Origin of the sequence: Sulfitobacter noctilucicola, assembly GCF_000622385.1 — a bacterium.
Lineage (GTDB): Bacteria > Pseudomonadota > Alphaproteobacteria > Rhodobacterales > Rhodobacteraceae > Sulfitobacter > Sulfitobacter noctilucicola.
Window position 1 is genome coordinate 881,852 of sequence record NZ_JASD01000008.1, and the last position, 17,264, is coordinate 899,115.

The 17,264-nt window shown below is 56.0% G+C and carries 20 protein-coding genes; 6 read left to right on the forward strand and 14 right to left on the reverse strand.

Features of this window, described 5'->3' with window-relative positions:
- Positions 1-2 precede the first annotated feature (2 nt).
- Together argJ and mutT are read left to right on the forward strand one after the other, a co-directional pair.
- Positions 3-1,229 (forward strand): bifunctional glutamate N-acetyltransferase/amino-acid acetyltransferase ArgJ, encoded by a 1,227-nt coding sequence (gene argJ / locus Z946_RS0108070; RefSeq protein ID WP_025055222.1) that lies wholly within the window; start codon positions 3-5, stop codon positions 1,227-1,229.
- The gene (gene mutT, locus Z946_RS0108075) at positions 1,226-1,624 is read left to right on the forward strand and encodes an 8-oxo-dGTP diphosphatase MutT (protein ID WP_025055223.1); all 399 of its coding nucleotides are present in this window, start codon (positions 1,226-1,228) and stop codon (positions 1,622-1,624) included. Before argJ ends, mutT begins: the two co-directional genes overlap by 4 nt.
- Positions 1,625-1,957: 333 nt before the next feature.
- Here mutT and infB read toward each other — a convergent pair whose 3' ends face one another.
- The 6 genes from infB to pip all read right to left on the reverse strand — a co-directional run bounded on the left by infB (position 1,958) and on the right by pip (position 9,251).
- Positions 1,958-4,423, reverse strand: a complete 2,466-nt coding sequence (gene infB / locus Z946_RS0108080) for a translation initiation factor IF-2 (protein ID WP_025055224.1) — start codon at positions 4,421-4,423, stop codon at positions 1,958-1,960.
- Positions 4,424-4,432: 9 nt separating this feature from the next.
- Positions 4,433-5,053: an RNA-binding protein gene (locus tag Z946_RS0108085; protein ID WP_025055225.1), complete on the reverse strand. Its 621-nt coding sequence runs from the start codon at positions 5,051-5,053 to the stop codon at positions 4,433-4,435.
- Positions 5,054-5,075: 22 nt separating this feature from the next.
- On the reverse strand, positions 5,076-6,692 hold the full coding sequence (gene nusA, locus Z946_RS0108090; RefSeq protein WP_025055226.1) for a transcription termination factor NusA: 1,617 nt from the start codon (positions 6,690-6,692) through the stop codon (positions 5,076-5,078).
- Positions 6,693-7,289: a ribosome maturation factor RimP gene (gene rimP, locus Z946_RS0108095; protein WP_025055227.1), complete on the reverse strand. Its 597-nt coding sequence runs from the start codon at positions 7,287-7,289 to the stop codon at positions 6,693-6,695.
- 139 nt (positions 7,290-7,428) lie between these two features.
- Entirely contained in the window at positions 7,429-8,280 is an 852-nt protein-coding gene (locus tag Z946_RS0108100; RefSeq protein ID WP_025055228.1) for an ABC transporter substrate-binding protein, read from the reverse strand.
- On the reverse strand, positions 8,277-9,251 hold the full coding sequence (gene pip, locus Z946_RS0108105; RefSeq protein WP_025055229.1) for a prolyl aminopeptidase: 975 nt from the start codon (positions 9,249-9,251) through the stop codon (positions 8,277-8,279). The genes Z946_RS0108100 and pip overlap by 4 nt, the downstream gene beginning before the upstream one ends.
- Positions 9,252-9,299: 48 nt before the next feature.
- Between pip and ubiG the strand changes: the two genes are divergently transcribed.
- Positions 9,300-10,046 carry a bifunctional 2-polyprenyl-6-hydroxyphenol methylase/3-demethylubiquinol 3-O-methyltransferase UbiG gene (ubiG, locus tag Z946_RS0108110; RefSeq protein WP_025055230.1) on the forward strand — a complete coding sequence of 249 codons (747 nt, stop codon included), beginning with the start codon at positions 9,300-9,302 and terminating at the stop codon, positions 10,044-10,046.
- On the opposite strand, the gene Z946_RS0108115 is transcribed toward ubiG, so the two are convergent.
- The 4 genes from Z946_RS0108115 to Z946_RS0108130 are packed head-to-tail and all read right to left on the reverse strand — an operon-like array spanning position 10,033 to position 12,349.
- Complete coding sequence (locus tag Z946_RS0108115) at positions 10,033-10,467, reverse strand: MarR family winged helix-turn-helix transcriptional regulator (RefSeq protein ID WP_025055231.1); 435 nt, start codon at positions 10,465-10,467, stop codon at positions 10,033-10,035. The two genes, ubiG and Z946_RS0108115, sit on opposite strands and share 14 nt — an antisense overlap.
- Before the next feature lie 22 nt (positions 10,468-10,489).
- Positions 10,490-11,320, reverse strand: a complete 831-nt coding sequence (locus tag Z946_RS0108120) for a carbon-nitrogen hydrolase family protein (RefSeq protein WP_025055232.1) — start codon at positions 11,318-11,320, stop codon at positions 10,490-10,492.
- Positions 11,320-11,577 (reverse strand): glutaredoxin 3, encoded by a 258-nt coding sequence (gene grxC, locus Z946_RS0108125; protein ID WP_025055233.1) that lies wholly within the window; start codon positions 11,575-11,577, stop codon positions 11,320-11,322. The genes Z946_RS0108120 and grxC overlap by 1 nt, the downstream gene beginning before the upstream one ends.
- Before the next feature lie 37 nt (positions 11,578-11,614).
- Positions 11,615-12,349 carry a ComF family protein gene (locus Z946_RS0108130; RefSeq protein ID WP_025055234.1) on the reverse strand — a complete coding sequence of 245 codons (735 nt, stop codon included), beginning with the start codon at positions 12,347-12,349 and terminating at the stop codon, positions 11,615-11,617.
- 11 nt (positions 12,350-12,360) lie between these two features.
- Between Z946_RS0108130 and Z946_RS0108135 the strand changes: the two genes are divergently transcribed.
- Positions 12,361-13,179 carry a methyltransferase domain-containing protein gene (locus Z946_RS0108135; protein WP_025055235.1) on the forward strand — a complete coding sequence of 273 codons (819 nt, stop codon included), beginning with the start codon at positions 12,361-12,363 and terminating at the stop codon, positions 13,177-13,179.
- A gap of 80 nt (positions 13,180-13,259) precedes the next feature.
- Entirely contained in the window at positions 13,260-14,306 is a 1,047-nt protein-coding gene (gene hemH / locus Z946_RS0108140; protein WP_025055236.1) for a ferrochelatase, read from the forward strand.
- An 18-nt stretch (positions 14,307-14,324) separates the two neighbouring features.
- Here the strand turns inward: hemH and Z946_RS0108145 are convergent, their stop codons facing one another.
- From Z946_RS0108145 to Z946_RS0108155, 3 genes are all read right to left on the reverse strand, one after another.
- Positions 14,325-14,942 carry a hypothetical protein gene (locus tag Z946_RS0108145; RefSeq protein WP_025055237.1) on the reverse strand — a complete coding sequence of 206 codons (618 nt, stop codon included), beginning with the start codon at positions 14,940-14,942 and terminating at the stop codon, positions 14,325-14,327.
- Between the two features lie 160 nt (positions 14,943-15,102).
- Positions 15,103-15,285 (reverse strand): hypothetical protein, encoded by a 183-nt coding sequence (locus Z946_RS0108150; RefSeq protein WP_025055238.1) that lies wholly within the window; start codon positions 15,283-15,285, stop codon positions 15,103-15,105.
- 142 nt (positions 15,286-15,427) lie between these two features.
- Positions 15,428-16,039, reverse strand: coding sequence for a L,D-transpeptidase (locus Z946_RS0108155; protein ID WP_025055239.1), 612 nt, complete (start codon positions 16,037-16,039; stop codon positions 15,428-15,430).
- Between the two features lie 168 nt (positions 16,040-16,207).
- Between Z946_RS0108155 and dalA the strand changes: the two genes are divergently transcribed.
- On the forward strand, positions 16,208-16,717 hold the full coding sequence (gene dalA / locus Z946_RS0108160; protein WP_025055240.1) for a divisome-associated lipoprotein DalA: 510 nt from the start codon (positions 16,208-16,210) through the stop codon (positions 16,715-16,717).
- Positions 16,718-16,748: 31 nt separating this feature from the next.
- On the opposite strand, the gene Z946_RS0108165 is transcribed toward dalA, so the two are convergent.
- A complete protein-coding gene (locus Z946_RS0108165) occupies positions 16,749-17,246 on the reverse strand; it encodes a L,D-transpeptidase family protein (RefSeq protein ID WP_025055241.1) in 498 nt (165 codons plus the stop codon).
- Positions 17,247-17,264 lie beyond the last annotated feature (18 nt).

Genomic DNA, 17,264 nt, shown 5'->3' on the forward strand with positions numbered 1-17,264 from the left:
CCTTGGGCCAGATCACCAAAGTTTCTCCGCTGGCACCTGCGACCTTCCCTGACCTGCCAATCATCAAGGGTGTCCGGTTTGGCACGGCTGCGGCTGGCGTCAAATATCAAGGCCGCACAGATGTGATGATGGCAATCTTGGATCCCGGCACCGCCATCGCCGGGGTCTTTACCCGCTCGCGCACACGCGCAGCGCCGGTGCTGGATTGTCAGGAGAAAATTGGAGGGGCCAATGATAAGGGTGCCGCGATACTGGTGAATTCCGGTAATGCGAATGCCTTTACAGGTAGCAAAGGTGTCGAAGCGGTCACTGCGATAACGAAGGCGGTCGCAGAGACCTGCGATATTCCACAATCACGGATATTTACATCTTCAACGGGTGTTATCGGTGAACCATTGCCGTTTGAACGGGTCACCGCCGTGATCGCGGATGTTTTTGGCAAGGTCGATGAAGGTGGGATCGCGAGCGCGGCCAAGGCGATCATGACCACTGACACCTACGCCAAGGGGGCTTCGGCAACTGTAGAGGTGGATGGCAAAACAGTCTCGATCGCGGGGATCGCAAAAGGGTCCGGGATGATCGCGCCAGATATGGCGACGATGCTGGTCTATATCTTTACCGACGCGGCGATTGACCAGAAAAGCCTGCAGTCGCTGGTTTCCGCTCAGGCCGACACCACGTTTAACTGCATCACTGTCGACAGCGACACCTCTACCTCGGACAGTTTAATTGTTGCCGCGACTGGTGCGTCCGGTGTGGACGTGACGGGCAACGCTGAATTCTCTGGCGCGCTAGAGCGTGTAATGCTTGATCTGGCCCATCAGGTTGTCCGCGATGGCGAAGGGGCCACGAAATTCGTCGAAATCGCCATCACAGGTGCAGCTAGCGATAGCGATGCCAAGGTTCATGGAATGGCTATTGCGAATTCCCCGTTGATAAAGACCGCCATTGCAGGCGAGGACCCGAACTGGGGTCGCGTTGTCATGGCCATCGGAAAGTCCGGTGCAGAAGCGGACCGTGACAAGCTGTCGATCAGTTTCGGTGATGTCGAAGTGGCCAAAGACGGCTGGCGCAGTCCGAACTATTCCGAAGAGGCCGCCGCTGCGCATATGAAAGGCGAAGATATCCGCATTTCAGTAGATTTGGGTATTGGGACTGGCGCTGCAACCGTGTGGACCTGCGATTTGACCCACGGCTATATCGAGATCAACGCGGACTACCGGTCATGAAAACGGTTCTGGTGTCCGCTGCGGCGCTTATTGATGTGGATGGACGGATACTTTTGGCCCAAAGACCCGAGGGGAAGTCCATGGCTGGTCTTTGGGAGTTTCCGGGTGGCAAAGTCGAAGTTGGTGAGACGCCCGAAGCCGCCCTTATCCGTGAACTGCACGAAGAGTTGGGGATTAACACCTGGCAATCCTGCCTTGCACCTCTGACGTTTGCCAGCCACAGCTATGACGACTTTCATCTCCTGATGCCGCTGTTTGCCTGCCGGAAATGGGAGGGGACGCCCATGTCCCGCGAAAATCAGCAGCTCAAATGGGTATATGCAAAAGACCTGCGCGATTACCCTATGCCAGCGGCTGACGTGCCTCTCGTCCCTATATTGCGCGACTGGCTCTGACTTTTCATTCTGCCCGCTTGTCAGGCACCAATGCTAAATTTTCCGAACAATTCGCTGGCCCCCCATGTTTTTGTTTCCTAAGATGAATATACTTCTTGGGAGGAAGGCTATGCTTCGTACTATTTCGATAGGATCGTGTGTATCCGTTCAGGGAATTTTTGTGAAAGATCTGGCAGATGGCCGGATCGCTGTAAAAGTTGATGATACTGTTTTCGCAGGACGGCCGGTTCTTAGACCGAACTGAGCACTCCAGAAATCAACTGAGTTCTGAACAACTCAAAAGAAAAGGGGCCGCATCCGCAGCCCCTTTTTCAATTTCTCATATGCCAAATCTTAGCTCAGCGTGCGTGTAACTTCTTCACGCTCGAAAATCTCGATGACATCATCTGGACGGATATCATCGTAATTTTCAAACGCCATACCGCATTCTTGACCGGACTGTACTTCTGGCACTTCATCCTTGAAACGCTTCAATGTCTTCAGCGTGCCTTCGTGAATAACCACGTTGTCCCGCAGCAGGCGAACGCCAGCCGAACGACGCGCAACGCCTTCGGTAACCAGACAACCGGCGACCTTGCCGACACCTGTAACCTTGAAGACCTCTTTGATGTTCGCATAACCAATAAAGTTCTCTTTGATCTCGTTGCTAAGCAGACCGGAAGCCGCTGCTTTCACATCATCAACCAAATCGTAGATGACCGAGTAATAACGAATCTCGACACCCTTCTGGTTCGCGGTGTTACGAGCAGATGCATTCGCACGCACGTTAAAGCCCATGATCGGCGCACCGGATGCTTCGGCAAGACCTACGTCGGTCTCGGTAATCGCACCAACACCGGAGTGGAGGACGCGCACGCGGACCTCATCGTTGCCGATTTTCTCCATTGCCTGAACAATCGCTTCGGCAGAACCCTGCACGTCCGCTTTGACCAGAATAGGCAGCTCGGACACGTCCTCGTCTGCTTTGGCATTCGCCATCAGCTGCTCAAGCGTTGTTGCTGCACCCGCTGCGGCGCGTTTGTCTTTGGCCGCTTTCTCACGGTAATCCGCAATCTCGCGCGCTTGTGCTTCGGTGTCGGTCACGTTCAGTACATCGCCCGCTTCGGGTGTACCGTTCAGGCCCAGAACCTCAACAGGAACGGATGGGCCCGCTTCTTTCACACGGTTGCCCTGATCGTCGATCAACGCACGAACCTTACCGTACTGCTCACCCACAACAAAGATATCACCCTGACGCAGAGTACCGTTCTGAACCAGAACCGTCGCAACAGGACCACGGCCCACGTCAAGCTGTGCTTCGATCACAGCGCCGACGGCGGCACGGTCAGGATTGGCTTTCAGCTCAAGCAACTCTGCCTGCAGGGCAATCGCCTCAAGCAGTTGGTCCAGACCTTGGCCGGTGGTCGCAGATACTTCGACGTCCTGCACTTCACCTGACATTTTCTCAACGATAACTTCGTGTTGCAGCAAGTCCGTACGCACCTTGTCGGCATTGGCCGCAGGTTTGTCGATCTTGTTGATCGCAACAATCATCGGCACATTCGCCGCTTTGGCGTGCGCAATCGCTTCGATTGTCTGGGGCATCACGGCGTCATCCGCCGCAACAACCAAGACGACGATATCCGTGACCTGAGCACCGCGTGAACGCATCGACGTAAACGCCGCGTGGCCCGGTGTATCAAGAAACGAAAGCACTTGGCCGCCATCGGTTGTGACCTGATAGGCACCGATGTGCTGCGTGATGCCGCCCGCTTCGCCCGCGACAACTTTCGCGTTGCGGATTGCGTCAAGCAAGGACGTTTTACCGTGGTCAACGTGGCCCATGATCGTGATGACCGGTGGACGCGGCTTGAGATCTTTTGGATCGTCTTTGATCTCTTTGATCACATCTTCAACGTCGGCATCGGAAACGCGCACCACCTTGTGGCCGAATTCCTCGATGATCAGCTCGGCGGTGTCCGCATCAATCGTTTCGTTCTGCGTAACCATCATACCGTTGGTCATCAGAGCCTTGACCACCGCACCGGTTTTCTCAGCCATACGTGCAGCAAGTTCTGAAACAACGATCGCAGGGGGCAGGTTCACGTTGCGAATGATCTTTTCGCGCTCAACAGTGCCACCCATCGCCTTCTGACGCGCACGCTCCTGCTTGCGCTTCATCTGTGCCATGGACCGCTGGCGGCCACCTTCGCGGCCCGCAAGCGCCTGATTAACAGTCAGCTTACCAGACCGACGGTCGTCGGTGCGGTTCTTTTTGTTTGTCTCTTCGCGATCACGCTCGGTTTTGCGCGCAGCAGGTGCTGGCGCGGCTTTGTTCGGCGTCGGACGTGCTGCAACAGGCTCGGAAGGTGCTGCGGCGGCTTGTGCTGCGGCAACGGCTTCCTGCTTGGCGCGCTCTTCCTCTTCGGCTTTCGCCTTGAGGCTTTCCTCGCGCTCGCGGTCTTCTTGCTCTTTGGCTTCGATTTCGGCGCGGCGACGCTCGCGATCTTCTGCGCGGGCCTTTTCTTCGGCTGCACGTGCAGCTGCCTCTTCGACTTCGCGTGCTTTCGCGGCCTGAACCGCCTTCAGCCGGCGCTCCATCTCGGCATCAGTGATGCCTGCGGGACGCTTGGAAGGGTCACCAACGGGTCCAGCGCCCGGCCCGGTTGGCTTTTGCCCACCCGGCTTCGGCACCACAACGCGCTTGCGCTTGGTTTCTACCACGACGTTTTTGGTGCGCCCGTGGCTAAAGCTCTGCTTTACGTTGCTGGGGCGCGAACCGCCCAGACCCAATGTTTTTCTGCCGTCACTATCGCTCATTTAGCTCGTCTATCCTTTCGGCTGGCCGCTGCCAGCCTCGTTTTGTCGCACGCCTTTAAGTCGCTGGGCTTCCTCTACAACACGCAGAGTGAGTCCACCAGAGGCGAGCGCCCCATGTATCACAGTTTGGCGTCCGAATGCCAAACCCAATTCATCCGCCGTCAGTATGCCAATGTAATGGCCATAGTGCGGCGTGCTCAGTTTCGATTTCCCGCGGCCCGATCCATCACTTGCCTGGATCAGCACTTCGGCTTCTTCATTCTGTAGCCAGCCTTTGACCTTTTCGTATCCCGCAACGGCCCGACCGCCCTTGCGTTGCAACGAAATCAGATCGACCACACGACGCGCCAACTGCTTTTCAACTTCTTCGAGCAGGTCGTCGGCAACCGTAACCTGCTTTTTTGCTGCGCGGGTAAAGAGCTTTTTCTTTACCGCCAGCTCGATAGCTGAACGATCAGCTGCTACATATATACCACGTCCGGGCAGCTTTCCCAAAACGTCAGGATAGACCTGATCGTCCGGCCCTACCACAAAACGGATCAACCCGAACTTAGGTTGCACCTCGCCTGTGGCAATACACTTGCGATCAGGACCGTTCTCGCGGTCTTTGGAGGCGCCACCGCGTCCCATCAGGTAAGCCCGAGGCCTGAGATCAGGCCTCGATCTCCTCGGATGCTTCTTCGTCTTCTTCGACGGCTTCCGCCTCTAGCTCTGCCGGATCAACCCAACCGAGCATCACCCGTGCTGTCATGATCATATTCTGTGCGTCTTCCAGCGATACCTCGAACGGCTCAAGCGAACCGTCGTCCTTTACACGTTCACCATCAACAGTGGTCCAACCGCCTGCAAGCTCCCAGTCGGCGCATGTGGCGAAATCTTCCAGCGTCATCACACCATCTTTGGCCAGTGCTTCAATCATTTGGGGTGTCAGGCCTTCAAATTCAACAAGGCTGTCTTCGACGCCCAGCGCACGGGCTGCTTCAAGTGCGGCTTTGTTCTGTGCTTCCAGAACATCGCGGGCACGTGCCTGCAGCTCACCGGCAGTATCTTCATCAACGCCATCGATGACCAGCAGTTCGTCAACTTCGACGTAAGCGACCTCTTCAAGGTTGGTGAACCCTTCGGATACCAGCAACTGCGCAAAGAACTCATCGAGGTCGAGATTATCCATGAACAGCTTGGTACGCAGTTCAAACTCGGCCTGACGGCGCTGGCTTTCCTGCTCTTCTGTCATGATGTCGATGTCGAGACCGGTAAGCTGTGACGCCAGACGCACGTTCTGGCCACGACGGCCAATAGCAAGCGAAAGCTGCTCTTCCGGAACAACCACTTCGATCTTGCCCGCTTCTTCGTCCAGAACAACCTTGGAGACTTCCGCAGGCTGCAATGCGTTCACAAGGAACGTTGGCTGATCGTCATTCCATGGAATGATGTCGATCTTTTCACCCTGCAATTCGTTAACTACGGCCTGCACACGTGAACCACGCATACCGACACATGCGCCTACGGGGTCAATCGACCCGTCATAGGAAATCACAGCGATCTTGGCGCGCGAACCGGGATCACGGGCAACCGCCTTGATCTCGATGATGCCGTCGTAAATCTCTGGCACTTCCATCTTGAACAGCTCGGCCATGAATTCAGGCGCGGTACGGCTCAGGAAAATCTGCGGGCCACGCTGCTCGCGACGCACGTCTTTGATGTAAACGCGGATACGGTCATTCGGGCGATACGATTCGCGGCCGATCTTTTCGTTGCGGCGCAAAATCGCTTCACCAGCGCCCACATCGACGATGACGTTGCCATACTCTTCACGCTTGACCAGACCGTTGATGATCGTACCTGCGCGGTCTTTGAATTCTTCGTACTGACGGTCACGCTCGGCTTCGCGTACCTTTTGCAGGATGACCTGCTTGGCTGACTGTGCAGCAATCCGGCCCATCTCAACCGGCGGGACTTCCTCGACGAAGGTGTCACCAACAGCGGGGTTTTCCATGTATTGCTTGGCCTGTTCGACGGTGAACTCGGCCTGATAGTTCTCAAGCTCTTCATCCGTCACAACCGTCCGGACACGCGTGAATTTTGCGCGACCGGTCTTGCGGTCGATTGATACACGAATGTCCATTTCAGCGCCGTAGCGCGACTTGGCAGCACGGGCGAGCGATTCTTCCATCGCCTCAATGACCAGCGCAGGGTCGATCATCTTTTCGCGGGCCACGGCTTCGGCTGTTTGCAAAAGCTCAAGCTGGTTTGCGGATGTAATAGCCATCTATTCTTCTCCCTCATCAGACCCTTCGGTCTGGATCTCGTCAAACTTGGTTTCGTCAATTGCACCTGACGCTTTGCGCTGGCGCAGCATTTCTTTGATCAACTCGTCGGTCAGGACCAACTTGGCATCGGTCAACCAGTCAAACTTCAGACCAACGGTGCCCTCGGCCACGTTGATCAGCACTTCGTCACCCTCAACGCCTGCAAGCTCACCCTTAAAGCGGCGGCGGCCGTCAATCAGCTCTTCTGTCTCGATCTTGGCTTCATAGCCTTCGAACATGTCGAAATCCTTGAGCCGGGTCAGCGGACGGTCGATGCCGGGCGAAGACACTTCAAGCGTATACTCTTCGACAATCGGGTCTTCGACATCCAGAACCGCGCCCAGCGCCTGATTGATCAAAGCAAGATCATCAACTTCGATCCCGCCCTCAGGCTTGTCCGCCATGATCTGCAAGATCGTTTCCTTGCCCGACATCAAACGCACGCGCACCAGCTCGTAACCCATATCCTCAATCACCGGCGTGATGATCTCGGCCATGCGGCGGTCGATAGCGGCTTTGGCAATCAATGTCGTGGACAAGGGCAGGTCGTTGGTCATGGTTTCCTATCAAATATCATCAGGCACAAAAAAACGGGCGCGCGGCCCGTGTTCAAGATCGGTGGAGCGTTTGGTTTGGACCCGAACGCGCCGCTGTTAAAGGCCATATACGCAAGGGTGCGCCAAACTGCAAGGGGGTTCAGGCGAACCACCACCGTTCAGCCGCCCGCAGGTTATCAAGCGGACGCAGGTGGCTGACGCGCAATGGTTGTCCAATCTCGGATGAAACCGCTTGAACAGGCGCACGGTGGTCCGGTTGGAACGTGATATCAGGCTGGTCTGTCAGGCCGCCGACCGAGGTCAGATCAACCGCATCAACCAAATACTCAGCCAAGGCCTGCCTGCGCACCGGCTCTGACGGGATAGAAGTCAGTTCAACTTCATCAAACCAGCCGGCAGTTCCATCTTTGTAGTGTTGCGTCACACGTGTCGCCAGCAAACGTTTGCCGGGGTCAAAGCTTGCGACTTTGTACAGACCTGTACCGATTCCCGAACCGACCGCATGCGCGGCAGAGATGTAAAATGCGGGATCAGAAAGACGCATCGGGAATGCTGGATCGGCGCGAAGAAGCCTGAAGGACACCTTGTGGCGGCCAAGGACTTCAACTTCCGCATCTGCATACCCCTTGGCGCTGGCAACAACATCCTGTGCAGTGAAGGGTGTCCCGTCATGGAACGTCACACCCTCCCGCAAATTGAATTGCCAGGTTCGCGCGTTATCAAGGGACGTCCAACCGGTGGCCAATTCTCCGCGCAGCGTCCCGTCTGCGGCGATTTCGGTCAGCGTGTCAAAAACGAGACCCTGTCGCGCAACCTGCATGAAGAGCCCGTCACCGCGCGCCCATGTGTCTTGTCGTGTGGCACCGGACAGCGCCATCCGCAGACGTCCGCCCCGCTTGGGTGCGGCCGCCGAAACACCTGTCGCGGCCAACAATGCCGCAGCAGCAGCGGTCGAAAACAGCGCACGTCTATCGAGCAAAGAACGGCTCATCCCTGCGCTCCGATCCTGTCCATGGCCCGCACCAGTTCCGCTGATATGCCCGGCTCCGACAGGGCATGCCCTGCGTTACGCACCATCTTCAACTCACCCTGCAACCAGTTTTCCGACAGGGCATAGGCACTGCTGGGCGGGCAAATCATGTCATACCGTCCCTGTACGATCACACCGGGAATATGAGAGATGCGCGGCATATGTGCGAGGATTTGTCCGTCAAACTCCAGAAAACCGGCGTTTGTAAAATAGTGATTCTCAAGGCGTGAAAACGCCCGCGCATATTCAGCCGGTCCCTCGTGCGACCCTCCAGACGAATGAATGGACGCCAGCGCGTTTTCCCACGCAGCCCACGCACGGCCATAGCGCTGCTCCATAGGTATGTCGCCGGAAAACAGCCTGCGGTGATAGGCCTTGATCAAATCGTCATGTTCGTCTTCGGGGATCAGCGATGTGAATCGCGCCCAAACTTCAGGCCAGAATTTGCCGGCACCGCCACCATAGAACCAATCCAGCTCGGCTTGCGTCATCAGGAACACGCCGCGCAGAACCAGATTGCGCACGGCCTCTGGATGGGTCTGCGCATAGATCAGCGAAAGTGTCGCACCCCATGAGCCGCCAAAGACGATCCATTGCTCAATTCCCAGTTCACGGCGAATCATCTCGATGTCAGCAACCAGATGCCACGTCGTGTTATCCTTGACCGATGCATGGGGCCGCGAACGCCCGCAACCGCGCTGATCGAAAAGGATTATCCGGTAAATTGCGGGATCAAAGTACCGCCGCATCGACGGGCTGCACCCGCCACCGGGGCCACCATGTAATACGATAACGGGAATGCCGTCAGGGTTTCCACACTGTTCCATATAGACCTGATGCCCCTGCCCCACAGCAAGCATACGCTGATCGAAAGGATCGATCGGCGGGTACAAATACTGTACTGCGCGTTTTTGGTCGGGAAACTTGTCCATTACGGCCCTATATACTTTGCAAGGCAACAAGAACACAGGATTTGGGATATGCCAACGGCACAAACAACGGTCGACGACGGTGAAATCGCAAAATTTGAGGCGATGGCGGCAGAGTGGTGGGATTTGAACGGCAAGTTCAAGCCGTTGCACATGCTAAATCCCTGTCGGCTGGACTATATCACCACCCAGATTGCCGGCGAATTCGACCGCGATCTGAAATCGGACAAACCTTTCGCAGGACTGCGTATTCTCGACATCGGGTGTGGTGGCGGTTTGCTGGCCGAACCGATGGCGCGGTTGGGTGCTGATGTTGTGGGCGCGGATGCCGCTGCCGGTAACATCCCTGTGGCGCAAATTCATGCTGAACAATCGGGATTAGAGATCGATTACCGCCACACCACCGCCGAAGCGATGGCCGCAGCAGGTGAGCAATTTGACGTGGTGCTGAATATGGAAGTGGTCGAACATGTCGCCTCGCCCATCGACTATCTGCGCGCATGCCACGATCTGCTCAAGCCCGGTGGGTTGCACGTATGCTCAACCATCAACCGCAATCCGAAGTCATATGTGATGGCGATTGTCGGTGCTGAACAAATCATGCGCTGGTTGCCCAAAGGAACGCACGAATGGTCCAAGTTCATCACGCCGGACGAGCTGTTTTCACTGATTGCCGAGGCGGGCATGGAGCCGGTAGACCGCAAGGGGTTTGTCTTTAACCCCATCGCGTGGTCATGGAAATTGTCAGATAGAGACCTGAGCGTGAACTACGTCACAGCCAGCCTCAAGCCAGCTTGATCCGGATCTCACGCAGGATCGGCAGGGCCGCGCGTGCCTGATCTTCGCCCAAGTCCTCTACCACCTGATTAATCATCGGGGTAATCGCAGCCACCGCACTGTCGCGGGCGTGACGCCCCGCAGGACTGATCGAAACCATCTTGCGGCGGGCATCGTCCCAGTCGGGGCGGATATGAACATATCCCGACCACTCGAGCTTGGTCAGCGTGTTGGTCATTGCGCCGCGCGTGACACCGAACCGCTCAGCCAGTCGCGCAGGCGAAGTCTCGGTTCCCTTCGGGGCAAGATGGTTGAGAACAGAAAAATGAGAGATTTCCATACCCTTGGGCAATACCCGCGTGAGCCGTCCGCGCATTGAATGATCTGCCGCCAGCAATTCACTGAACAGCATGATCGCCAGAGTATTCTTGTCATCGCTCATCTATCGATCCGTCTAGGTGCCATCAGGGGCCGGAAAACTCTCGTGCGTTTGCAAGGCTCGGGACCTTACCACGCGCCTCCGCCACTTTTTCCATATCCAGATCAAACTTGTAAACGCCCGGTGCCGTCCCCGCGTCGAGGATCACCTCGCCCCACGGATCAATGACCAGAGAATGACCATACGTGTCACGCGTTTTGTTTCTGGCACTTGCATGCGTACCGGTTTGGGCAGGTGCGATGACGAAGCACCCTGATTCAATCGCCCGCGCACGAAGCAAAGCGTGCCAGTGCGCGGCCCCTGTCACGGGAGAGAAAGCAGCAGGGACCGTCAAAATATCAGCGCCGGCCTTTGCCAAAGCGCGGTACAGATGGGAAAACCGGACGTCGTAACAGACTGTCATGCCAATCTTTGCAAAATCGGTCTGGGCGAAAACGGCCCGATCGCCCGGCCGATAGCCATCCGATTCGCGCCATGTCTCGGCCTCGTTGATTTGCACGTCGAACATATGGATCTTGTCATAGGCTGCGACAATCTCGCCTTTTGGGCTAATCATAAGGGACCGGTTCGCGAAACGCCCGTCCGCGTCATCAGTCTTGAGCCCTAGCGAGCCGATCAAAAGCCAGATACCGGCAGATTTCGCCTCTTCACGCAACGCAGCGAGGGTGATGTCGGCGTCCTGAAACTGGAGCACATCCTGCTGGTGTGTCCGGCTGGTCGAAATGCAGTTGGTTACCTCGGGCGTCAGCACTAACTCCGCGCCGCCCGCGATGGCCTCCCGCAGCATCCCTACCGTTTCGCGCAGGTTTGCCGCAGGATCATCACTTACATTCAGCTGCAGGATGGCACCTTGCATCATGCTGCCAGCAATGCATCAAGCTTGCCATCACGTTCCAGCGCATGCAGATCATCAGAGCCACCGACGTGGGTATCACCAATAAAGATTTGCGGCACTGTGCGGCCACCATTGGCACGCTGCATCATCTCGGCTTTGCGATCAGGCTCGGCCCAGATGTCCACTTCGGAAAAGGTGACGCCTTTTTTGGTCAGCAGACGTTTGGCAGCGTGGCAAAAACCGCAAAGCGGGGATGTATAAATTTCGACAGGTTTCATGTTCCCGGTCCTTTCAACACTTCAGTTGCAAGGAGATTTAGGCGTCTTTGGCCACCCGCGCCAGTGTTACCACACAAACAGGCCCTGATCCGGCATCAAGACAAGCCTGTGTGCAGGCCGAAAGTGTTGCCCCCGACGTCATCACATCATCAACCAAAAGCACGGGCCGCCCGATCAACCGGTGACGTCTGCGCGGATGCACACGTATCGCGCCTTGTACGGTCTGAATCCGCTCAACCCGTGATAAACCGTCTAGTGATCTTGTACGCCGGAAACGCTGCAACAGGTCGGGGCACCACGGTCGATCCACCCGACGGGAAAGCGCGCGAGCAAGCAGCGCTGATTGATTATATCGCCTTTTTATCATGCGGTGCCAATGGAGCGGCACAGGCGCGATCAGTGTGTTCCGGGTCAGCACGTCTTGGATCGCATTGGAAAGCCATAGACCCGCAGGGTGCGCTATTTCTTGTCTGTCGCCGTGTTTCAGCGCCAGCACCAACTTGCGGCCGGTATCACGGTACAGCATCGCCGCGCGCCCGCGCACCCATGGGGGCGGCATCTGCATGCAGGCATCACAATGTGGTGTATCGGCCCCTTCCACGCCCGGAAGCGGCACACCACAGGCGTCACAAACCGTACCACCGATGAAAGAAGTATCACGCCAGCAGGGGCCACATAGCCCGAAATCGCCGTCAACTATCCCGCCACATGCCAAACAACGCGCAGGATAAATTGCGTCTAACCCTGTTTGAAGTCCGCTCAGTAACGCCATATTGAACCCAGATGACCCAGCAACCACTCATGACCGACTCCACTGCCCTTGCACGGCACCGCGCACGCATAAAGGCAGATGCGCTTTTCCTGCAAGAAACCGCCGCCGATGAGATCGAAGATCGTATGGCCATGGTTAACAAGCCGTTTAAATCCATTGCGCTTGTTACAGGTTTCCCCGAATTCTGGTCTGCGCGTTTTCCGAAGGCGGTCATGATTGCTGATACTGACACCCTGTCGGTTGAGCCGCAGACGCATGATCTGGTTATTCACGCCATGTCCTTGCACTGGGCAAACGATCCGGTCGGGCAACTGATCCAGTGCAGGCGCGCGTTGAAACCCGATGGCCTTTTCTTGAGCGTCGCTTTCGGTGGAGAGACACTGACAGAACTGCGGGCCTGTCTGGGGCAGGCCGAAAGTGAAGTAACCGGCGGTCTGTCGCCGCGCGTGGCCCCGATGGCAGATCTGCGGGATATGGGCGGTTTGCTCCAACGTGCAGGCTTTGCGCTGCCGGTAGCAGATCAGATTAGCCAGACCGTCGAATACGGCGATGCCTATGCGCTGATGCGTGATCTGCGGGCGATGGGAGAGAACAACGCGCTGGCCGGAAGACTGCGTAAACCGACCCGCCGTGCAGTGCTGCACCGGGCCGCAACGCTGTACCGCGATGCCTTTTCGACAGCAGCGGGCAGGATCAGCGCCACCTTCGAACTTACTTTCCTTGCCGGTTGGGCACCGTCTGACAGCCAGCCAAAACCCCTGCGCCCCGGATCAGCGCAAAGCAGGCTAGCAGATGCGCTTAACGCACATGAGACAAAGTTACCCGATTGACCAAAGCGACAATGCCCCTATCTGCGACTAAGATTATTAGATAAGGACCCAAGGGCATGGATTTATCGAAGGACCACAAAATGCAAGCCGCGCGCCCTGTTCACGCCAATGACGATCACCCTGCCGTTCCCAAACAGCGGGTTGGCGTGCTTGTCGCGAACCTTGGAACGCCGGATAACTACGACTATTGGTCCATGCGCCGCTATTTGGGTGAATTCCTGTCCGACCGCCGCGTCATCGATTATTCTCCGTGGCTGTGGCAGCCATTGTTGCAGCTGATTATCCTGACGAAACGGCCCTTCACATCCGGCGCTGCGTACAAGTCCATCTGGAACGAGGAAGCGGGTGAAAGTCCGTTGATGACGATCACCAAGGCGCAGACTGCCAAGATTACTGCTGAAATGAAGAAGCGCTATGGCGATGATGTCATGGTCGATTTTTGCATGCGCTACGGCAATCCTTCGACCAAATCCAAGGTCGAAGCGATGACAGCGGCGGGATGCACGAAAATCCTGTTCTTCCCGCTTTACCCCCACTACGCCGGGGCCACATCAGCCACCGCATGCGACGCGTTCTTTGCGGCATTGGGCAAGGAAAAATGGCAACCGATCGCGCGCGTGGTCGAGCCCTATTTTGATCGCCCCGATTATATCGAAGCCTTGGCGCAATCAATTGAGCGTGCGTATGAAAAGGCCGAGAAGCGGCCGGATATCTTGATTTGTTCCTACCACGGTGTTCCGATCCGGTACCTTATGGAGGGCGATCCCTATCATTGCCAATGTCAGAAAACCACGCGCCTGCTGAAAGAACGGTTGGGGTGGAAAGACACAGAGATCATGACCACGTTCCAATCGAAATTCGGACCGGAAGAATGGTTGCAGCCCTATACTGTAGAAGAAGTTGCGCGTCAGGCCGAGGCGGGCAAAAAGAACATCGCGGTTTGTGCGCCTGCTTTTTCAGCGGACTGTATTGAGACCCTCGAAGAGATTAACGAAGAAATCAAAGAGAGCTTTGAAGAAGCTGGCGGCGAGGAATTTATGTACATTCCCTGTCTCAATGACGATCCGGCACATATTGAAGCTCTTTCGAACGTTATCTCGGAAAACCTCAAGGGATGGTTGGACTAATCGTTCCAGACGCCGCGATTACAAGTGTTCCGACACGCTCGTCAGGGCCTTGATCGCGGTTTTATAGTCGCCCGTATCGGCGCGTTTGACTGCCAGATCCCAGATCGCGACCAGCTTTTTGGCTTTCGGATCATCATCCGATTTAAGACCTTCGATCTGTGACGCCATCGGGGCGGCCAATGCCTCATAGTGCGCTTGCTCAGGCGGAACATCGGGCGTGTCGGGTGCGGCCTCGACAGCTTCGTCTTGAACTTCAGCCGCCTCGACGGCGGGCTCTGGCTCTTCCTCTTCGGTATCATCTGTAAGAGGAGCAACCTCATCCACAATCTGGACGGTCATCGTCATCTTCAAAAGCTTGAGGTACTTTTTGAGGTTCTTTGCCAAACCCATTGGCACCTTCCCCTCGCAACACAGTTTGACGACCCTGCCGTCAACTTCCATCAGCCCTTTGGCGATTCTCGCGGTGTTGCCTTCTGCCCTTGCCTGCTGGCCCATAATACGAGGCAGCGTTCGGCGGTGCATGACAAATACGGTCTCTTCGGGTTCTTCACCAAGGCAGACACCGAAACTGAGCGTCCGCTTTCGCCCCACTTTGAGCAGTGATTTGATTTCTTCTTTTTCGCCTTCGGATATCACAATATGACCCCCCTTGGTGCGCAACCAAAGCGTAGTCGGTCTGGAGTGACGTGGCAACTGTCAGGCAAATAGCGACTTTGGAGGCCGTCAAACAAGGGCATCAAACGCAAAAAAGGCGGTACCAAAGTACCGCCCTTTTAATTTTCAGTGTTGATCCGAATTAGTCGGAAGCAACAGCCGCAGCAACCAGAGCCAGCAAGATCAGCGGGATCAGGACGCCGGAAGAAGAACCAGATGCTTCTTCAACGATGACGGGTGCTTCGATGATTGGATCTGCCAGTGAACCAGCATATGCAGTCGATGCAGCAGCTGTCAGTGCAGCGGCGAGAACGAGTTTTTTCATAGTAATAACCTCCAGAATTGGCGTGCGTTGCAATTGAGCGCGCACGCGCCCAAGACTTACCTCGTAAAACTTTCTAAACAGGATAACCGTGGGAATGCAAACCCGTATTCTGTTCGTAAGCCTCACAAGCACAGCAATGTCGTCAAATTAGCAACACCTGTGTTCCGACTTTCGCCATCTCGTACAGCTCTTCAATATGCTCATTATAGAGGCCGATACATCCGTTGGATGACTTGCGTCCGATCTTGCGTGTGTCGTGGGTTCCGTGGATGCGATAATAGGTCCAGCTCAGGTGCAGTGACCGCGTTCCAAGCGGGTTGTCAGGGCCCGGTCCGATGAACGGCGGCCATTCCGGGTTTCGCTTGAGCATTGACGGCGTCGGACGCCAAGACGGCTCTGGATCCTTCAGAATAACTTTGGTCCGCCCACGACGCGTCAGATCGTCGGTCAGCGGCACACTGGACGGGTAAAGCTTGTAAATGCTCTGGTCCTCGGACCAGTAATGCACAGCGCGGCTGTCGATATCGACAAGGATCGCACCACCGCGCGTATTGTCGAAATACGGCTGCCAATCCAACGTTCTAAAGCTGGAAATGTTGCGACGAACCACTTCTGTCAGGTCCCGCTCCGTCTGTGTTGTCGAGGCGGAGTTGACCGAAGACGTGTTCTGCGCAAATGCGGGCGCTGCCAACATTGCGGCGCTGCCGGCAAGAAAACTCCGGCGGCTTGTGGAATTTTTGCGCGTATCAGACATGTTTTGTCTCCATCCAATCAACTGCTTTATATCTGTCTTTATATATGGCCCGAAAGACGCAGTATCAAATCAAACAACCGTCAACCGGCATAGTAACGCTGATGTGCGTTTGAACTGCAACGCGCTGCGGGGTATGGCAGGTCATACCAAAACGGTTGGAGTACCCTGATGATCCGCTTAATCCCTCTCTTGTTGACCGCTGCACTTGCGCTCTCTGCCTGTGTGTCCTCGACCCCGCAACTTGGATCAGATGGTAAGCCTCTGCCCAAAGCCTACCGGATCAGCAACTCCGATACCGGCAAAATCCAGTTTCGTATGCTTGATTCGGTCAACGCGCTTAGGCAGGCGGCAGGGCGCCCGCCGGTTGCTCTGAACCCGCAACTGAATGCTGCCGCCGCAACCCATGCACGCGACATGTCGGTGCAGAACCGTCCCTGGCACTTCGGTTCGGACGGATCATCACCAATCGACCGCATTCAGCGCGTTGGGTACGCAGGCAAGCTTGTCGGTGAAACGATTTCCGAAACTTACGAATCCGAGCTTGAAACACTCGCGGCCTGGATGGACCAACCTGACACCCGTCGCGTGATAATGGCAGGTGAAGCCCGGAACATGGGTTTTGCATGGTTTCAGGAAAAAGGCGGCAAAATCTGGTGGACGCTGGTAATGGGCGAATAGCCCATTCACCTTTAACGGATCAATCCGGACATCAAGGATTGATCTGGATAGGTGTTCCATCCCCGACCATCGCATAGATGTCTTCCATCTGCTTGTTGGTCACAGAGATACAGCCCCACGTCCAGTCACCCTTATCTTTCTTAAGAGGATTCTGCTGGCCGTGAATAAAGATGTCGCCGCCGGGCGACTTGCCCATCTCGTGGGCGCGCTGCCGGTCGCGGGCGTTTGGATACGAGATACCAAGCGACAGGTGAAAGCGGCTATTGGGATTGCGCCGGTCGATCAAATAGATCCCTTCGGGTGTCCGGCCATCCCCTTCGATTTCTTTGTGACCTGCGGGGGCAAAGCCCAACTTGATCCGGTAATCTTTCAGTACGCGGTCATGATGCAGCAGCATCATCTTGCGGGCACCTTTATTGACGACGACATACGTCACCTCGGGCCCGTTATAGCTTTTGAATTTGCTGTTTCCACAAGCGCCCAGCGCGACAAGCGCGGTGCCACCAAGAATAAGAGTTCTGCGTTTCATGCCTGACTACCTTCGTCG

Bases quoted from the DNA above. Each gene is read 5' to 3' on its own strand.
- hemH (WP_025055236.1), top strand. From the start codon at position 13,260: ATGCAAGCCGCGCGCCCTGTTCACGCCAATGACGATCACCCTGCCGTT.
- Z946_RS0108135 (WP_025055235.1), top strand. From the start codon at position 12,361: ATGACCCAGCAACCACTCATGACCGACTCCACTGCCCTTGCACGGCAC.
- ubiG (WP_025055230.1), top strand. From the start codon at position 9,300: ATGCCAACGGCACAAACAACGGTCGACGACGGTGAAATCGCAAAATTT.
- Z946_RS0108085 (WP_025055225.1), bottom strand. From the start codon at position 5,053: ATGGGACGCGGTGGCGCCTCCAAAGACCGCGAGAACGGTCCTGATCGC.
- dalA (WP_025055240.1), top strand. From the start codon at position 16,208: ATGATCCGCTTAATCCCTCTCTTGTTGACCGCTGCACTTGCGCTCTCT.
- Z946_RS0108165 (WP_025055241.1), bottom strand. From the start codon at position 17,246: ATGAAACGCAGAACTCTTATTCTTGGTGGCACCGCGCTTGTCGCGCTG.
- infB (WP_025055224.1), bottom strand. From the start codon at position 4,423: ATGAGCGATAGTGACGGCAGAAAAACATTGGGTCTGGGCGGTTCGCGC.
- nusA (WP_025055226.1), bottom strand. From the start codon at position 6,692: ATGGCTATTACATCCGCAAACCAGCTTGAGCTTTTGCAAACAGCCGAA.
- Z946_RS0108100 (WP_025055228.1), bottom strand. From the start codon at position 8,280: ATGAGCCGTTCTTTGCTCGATAGACGTGCGCTGTTTTCGACCGCTGCT.
- grxC (WP_025055233.1), bottom strand. From the start codon at position 11,577: ATGAAACCTGTCGAAATTTATACATCCCCGCTTTGCGGTTTTTGCCAC.
- pip (WP_025055229.1), bottom strand. From the start codon at position 9,251: ATGGACAAGTTTCCCGACCAAAAACGCGCAGTACAGTATTTGTACCCG.
- mutT (WP_025055223.1), top strand. From the start codon at position 1,226: ATGAAAACGGTTCTGGTGTCCGCTGCGGCGCTTATTGATGTGGATGGA.
- rimP (WP_025055227.1), bottom strand. From the start codon at position 7,289: ATGACCAACGACCTGCCCTTGTCCACGACATTGATTGCCAAAGCCGCT.
- Z946_RS0108155 (WP_025055239.1), bottom strand. From the start codon at position 16,039: ATGTCTGATACGCGCAAAAATTCCACAAGCCGCCGGAGTTTTCTTGCC.
- Z946_RS0108150 (WP_025055238.1), bottom strand. From the start codon at position 15,285: ATGAAAAAACTCGTTCTCGCCGCTGCACTGACAGCTGCTGCATCGACT.
- Z946_RS0108115 (WP_025055231.1), bottom strand. From the start codon at position 10,467: ATGAGCGATGACAAGAATACTCTGGCGATCATGCTGTTCAGTGAATTG.
- Z946_RS0108130 (WP_025055234.1), bottom strand. From the start codon at position 12,349: ATGGCGTTACTGAGCGGACTTCAAACAGGGTTAGACGCAATTTATCCT.
- Z946_RS0108120 (WP_025055232.1), bottom strand. From the start codon at position 11,320: ATGCAAGGTGCCATCCTGCAGCTGAATGTAAGTGATGATCCTGCGGCA.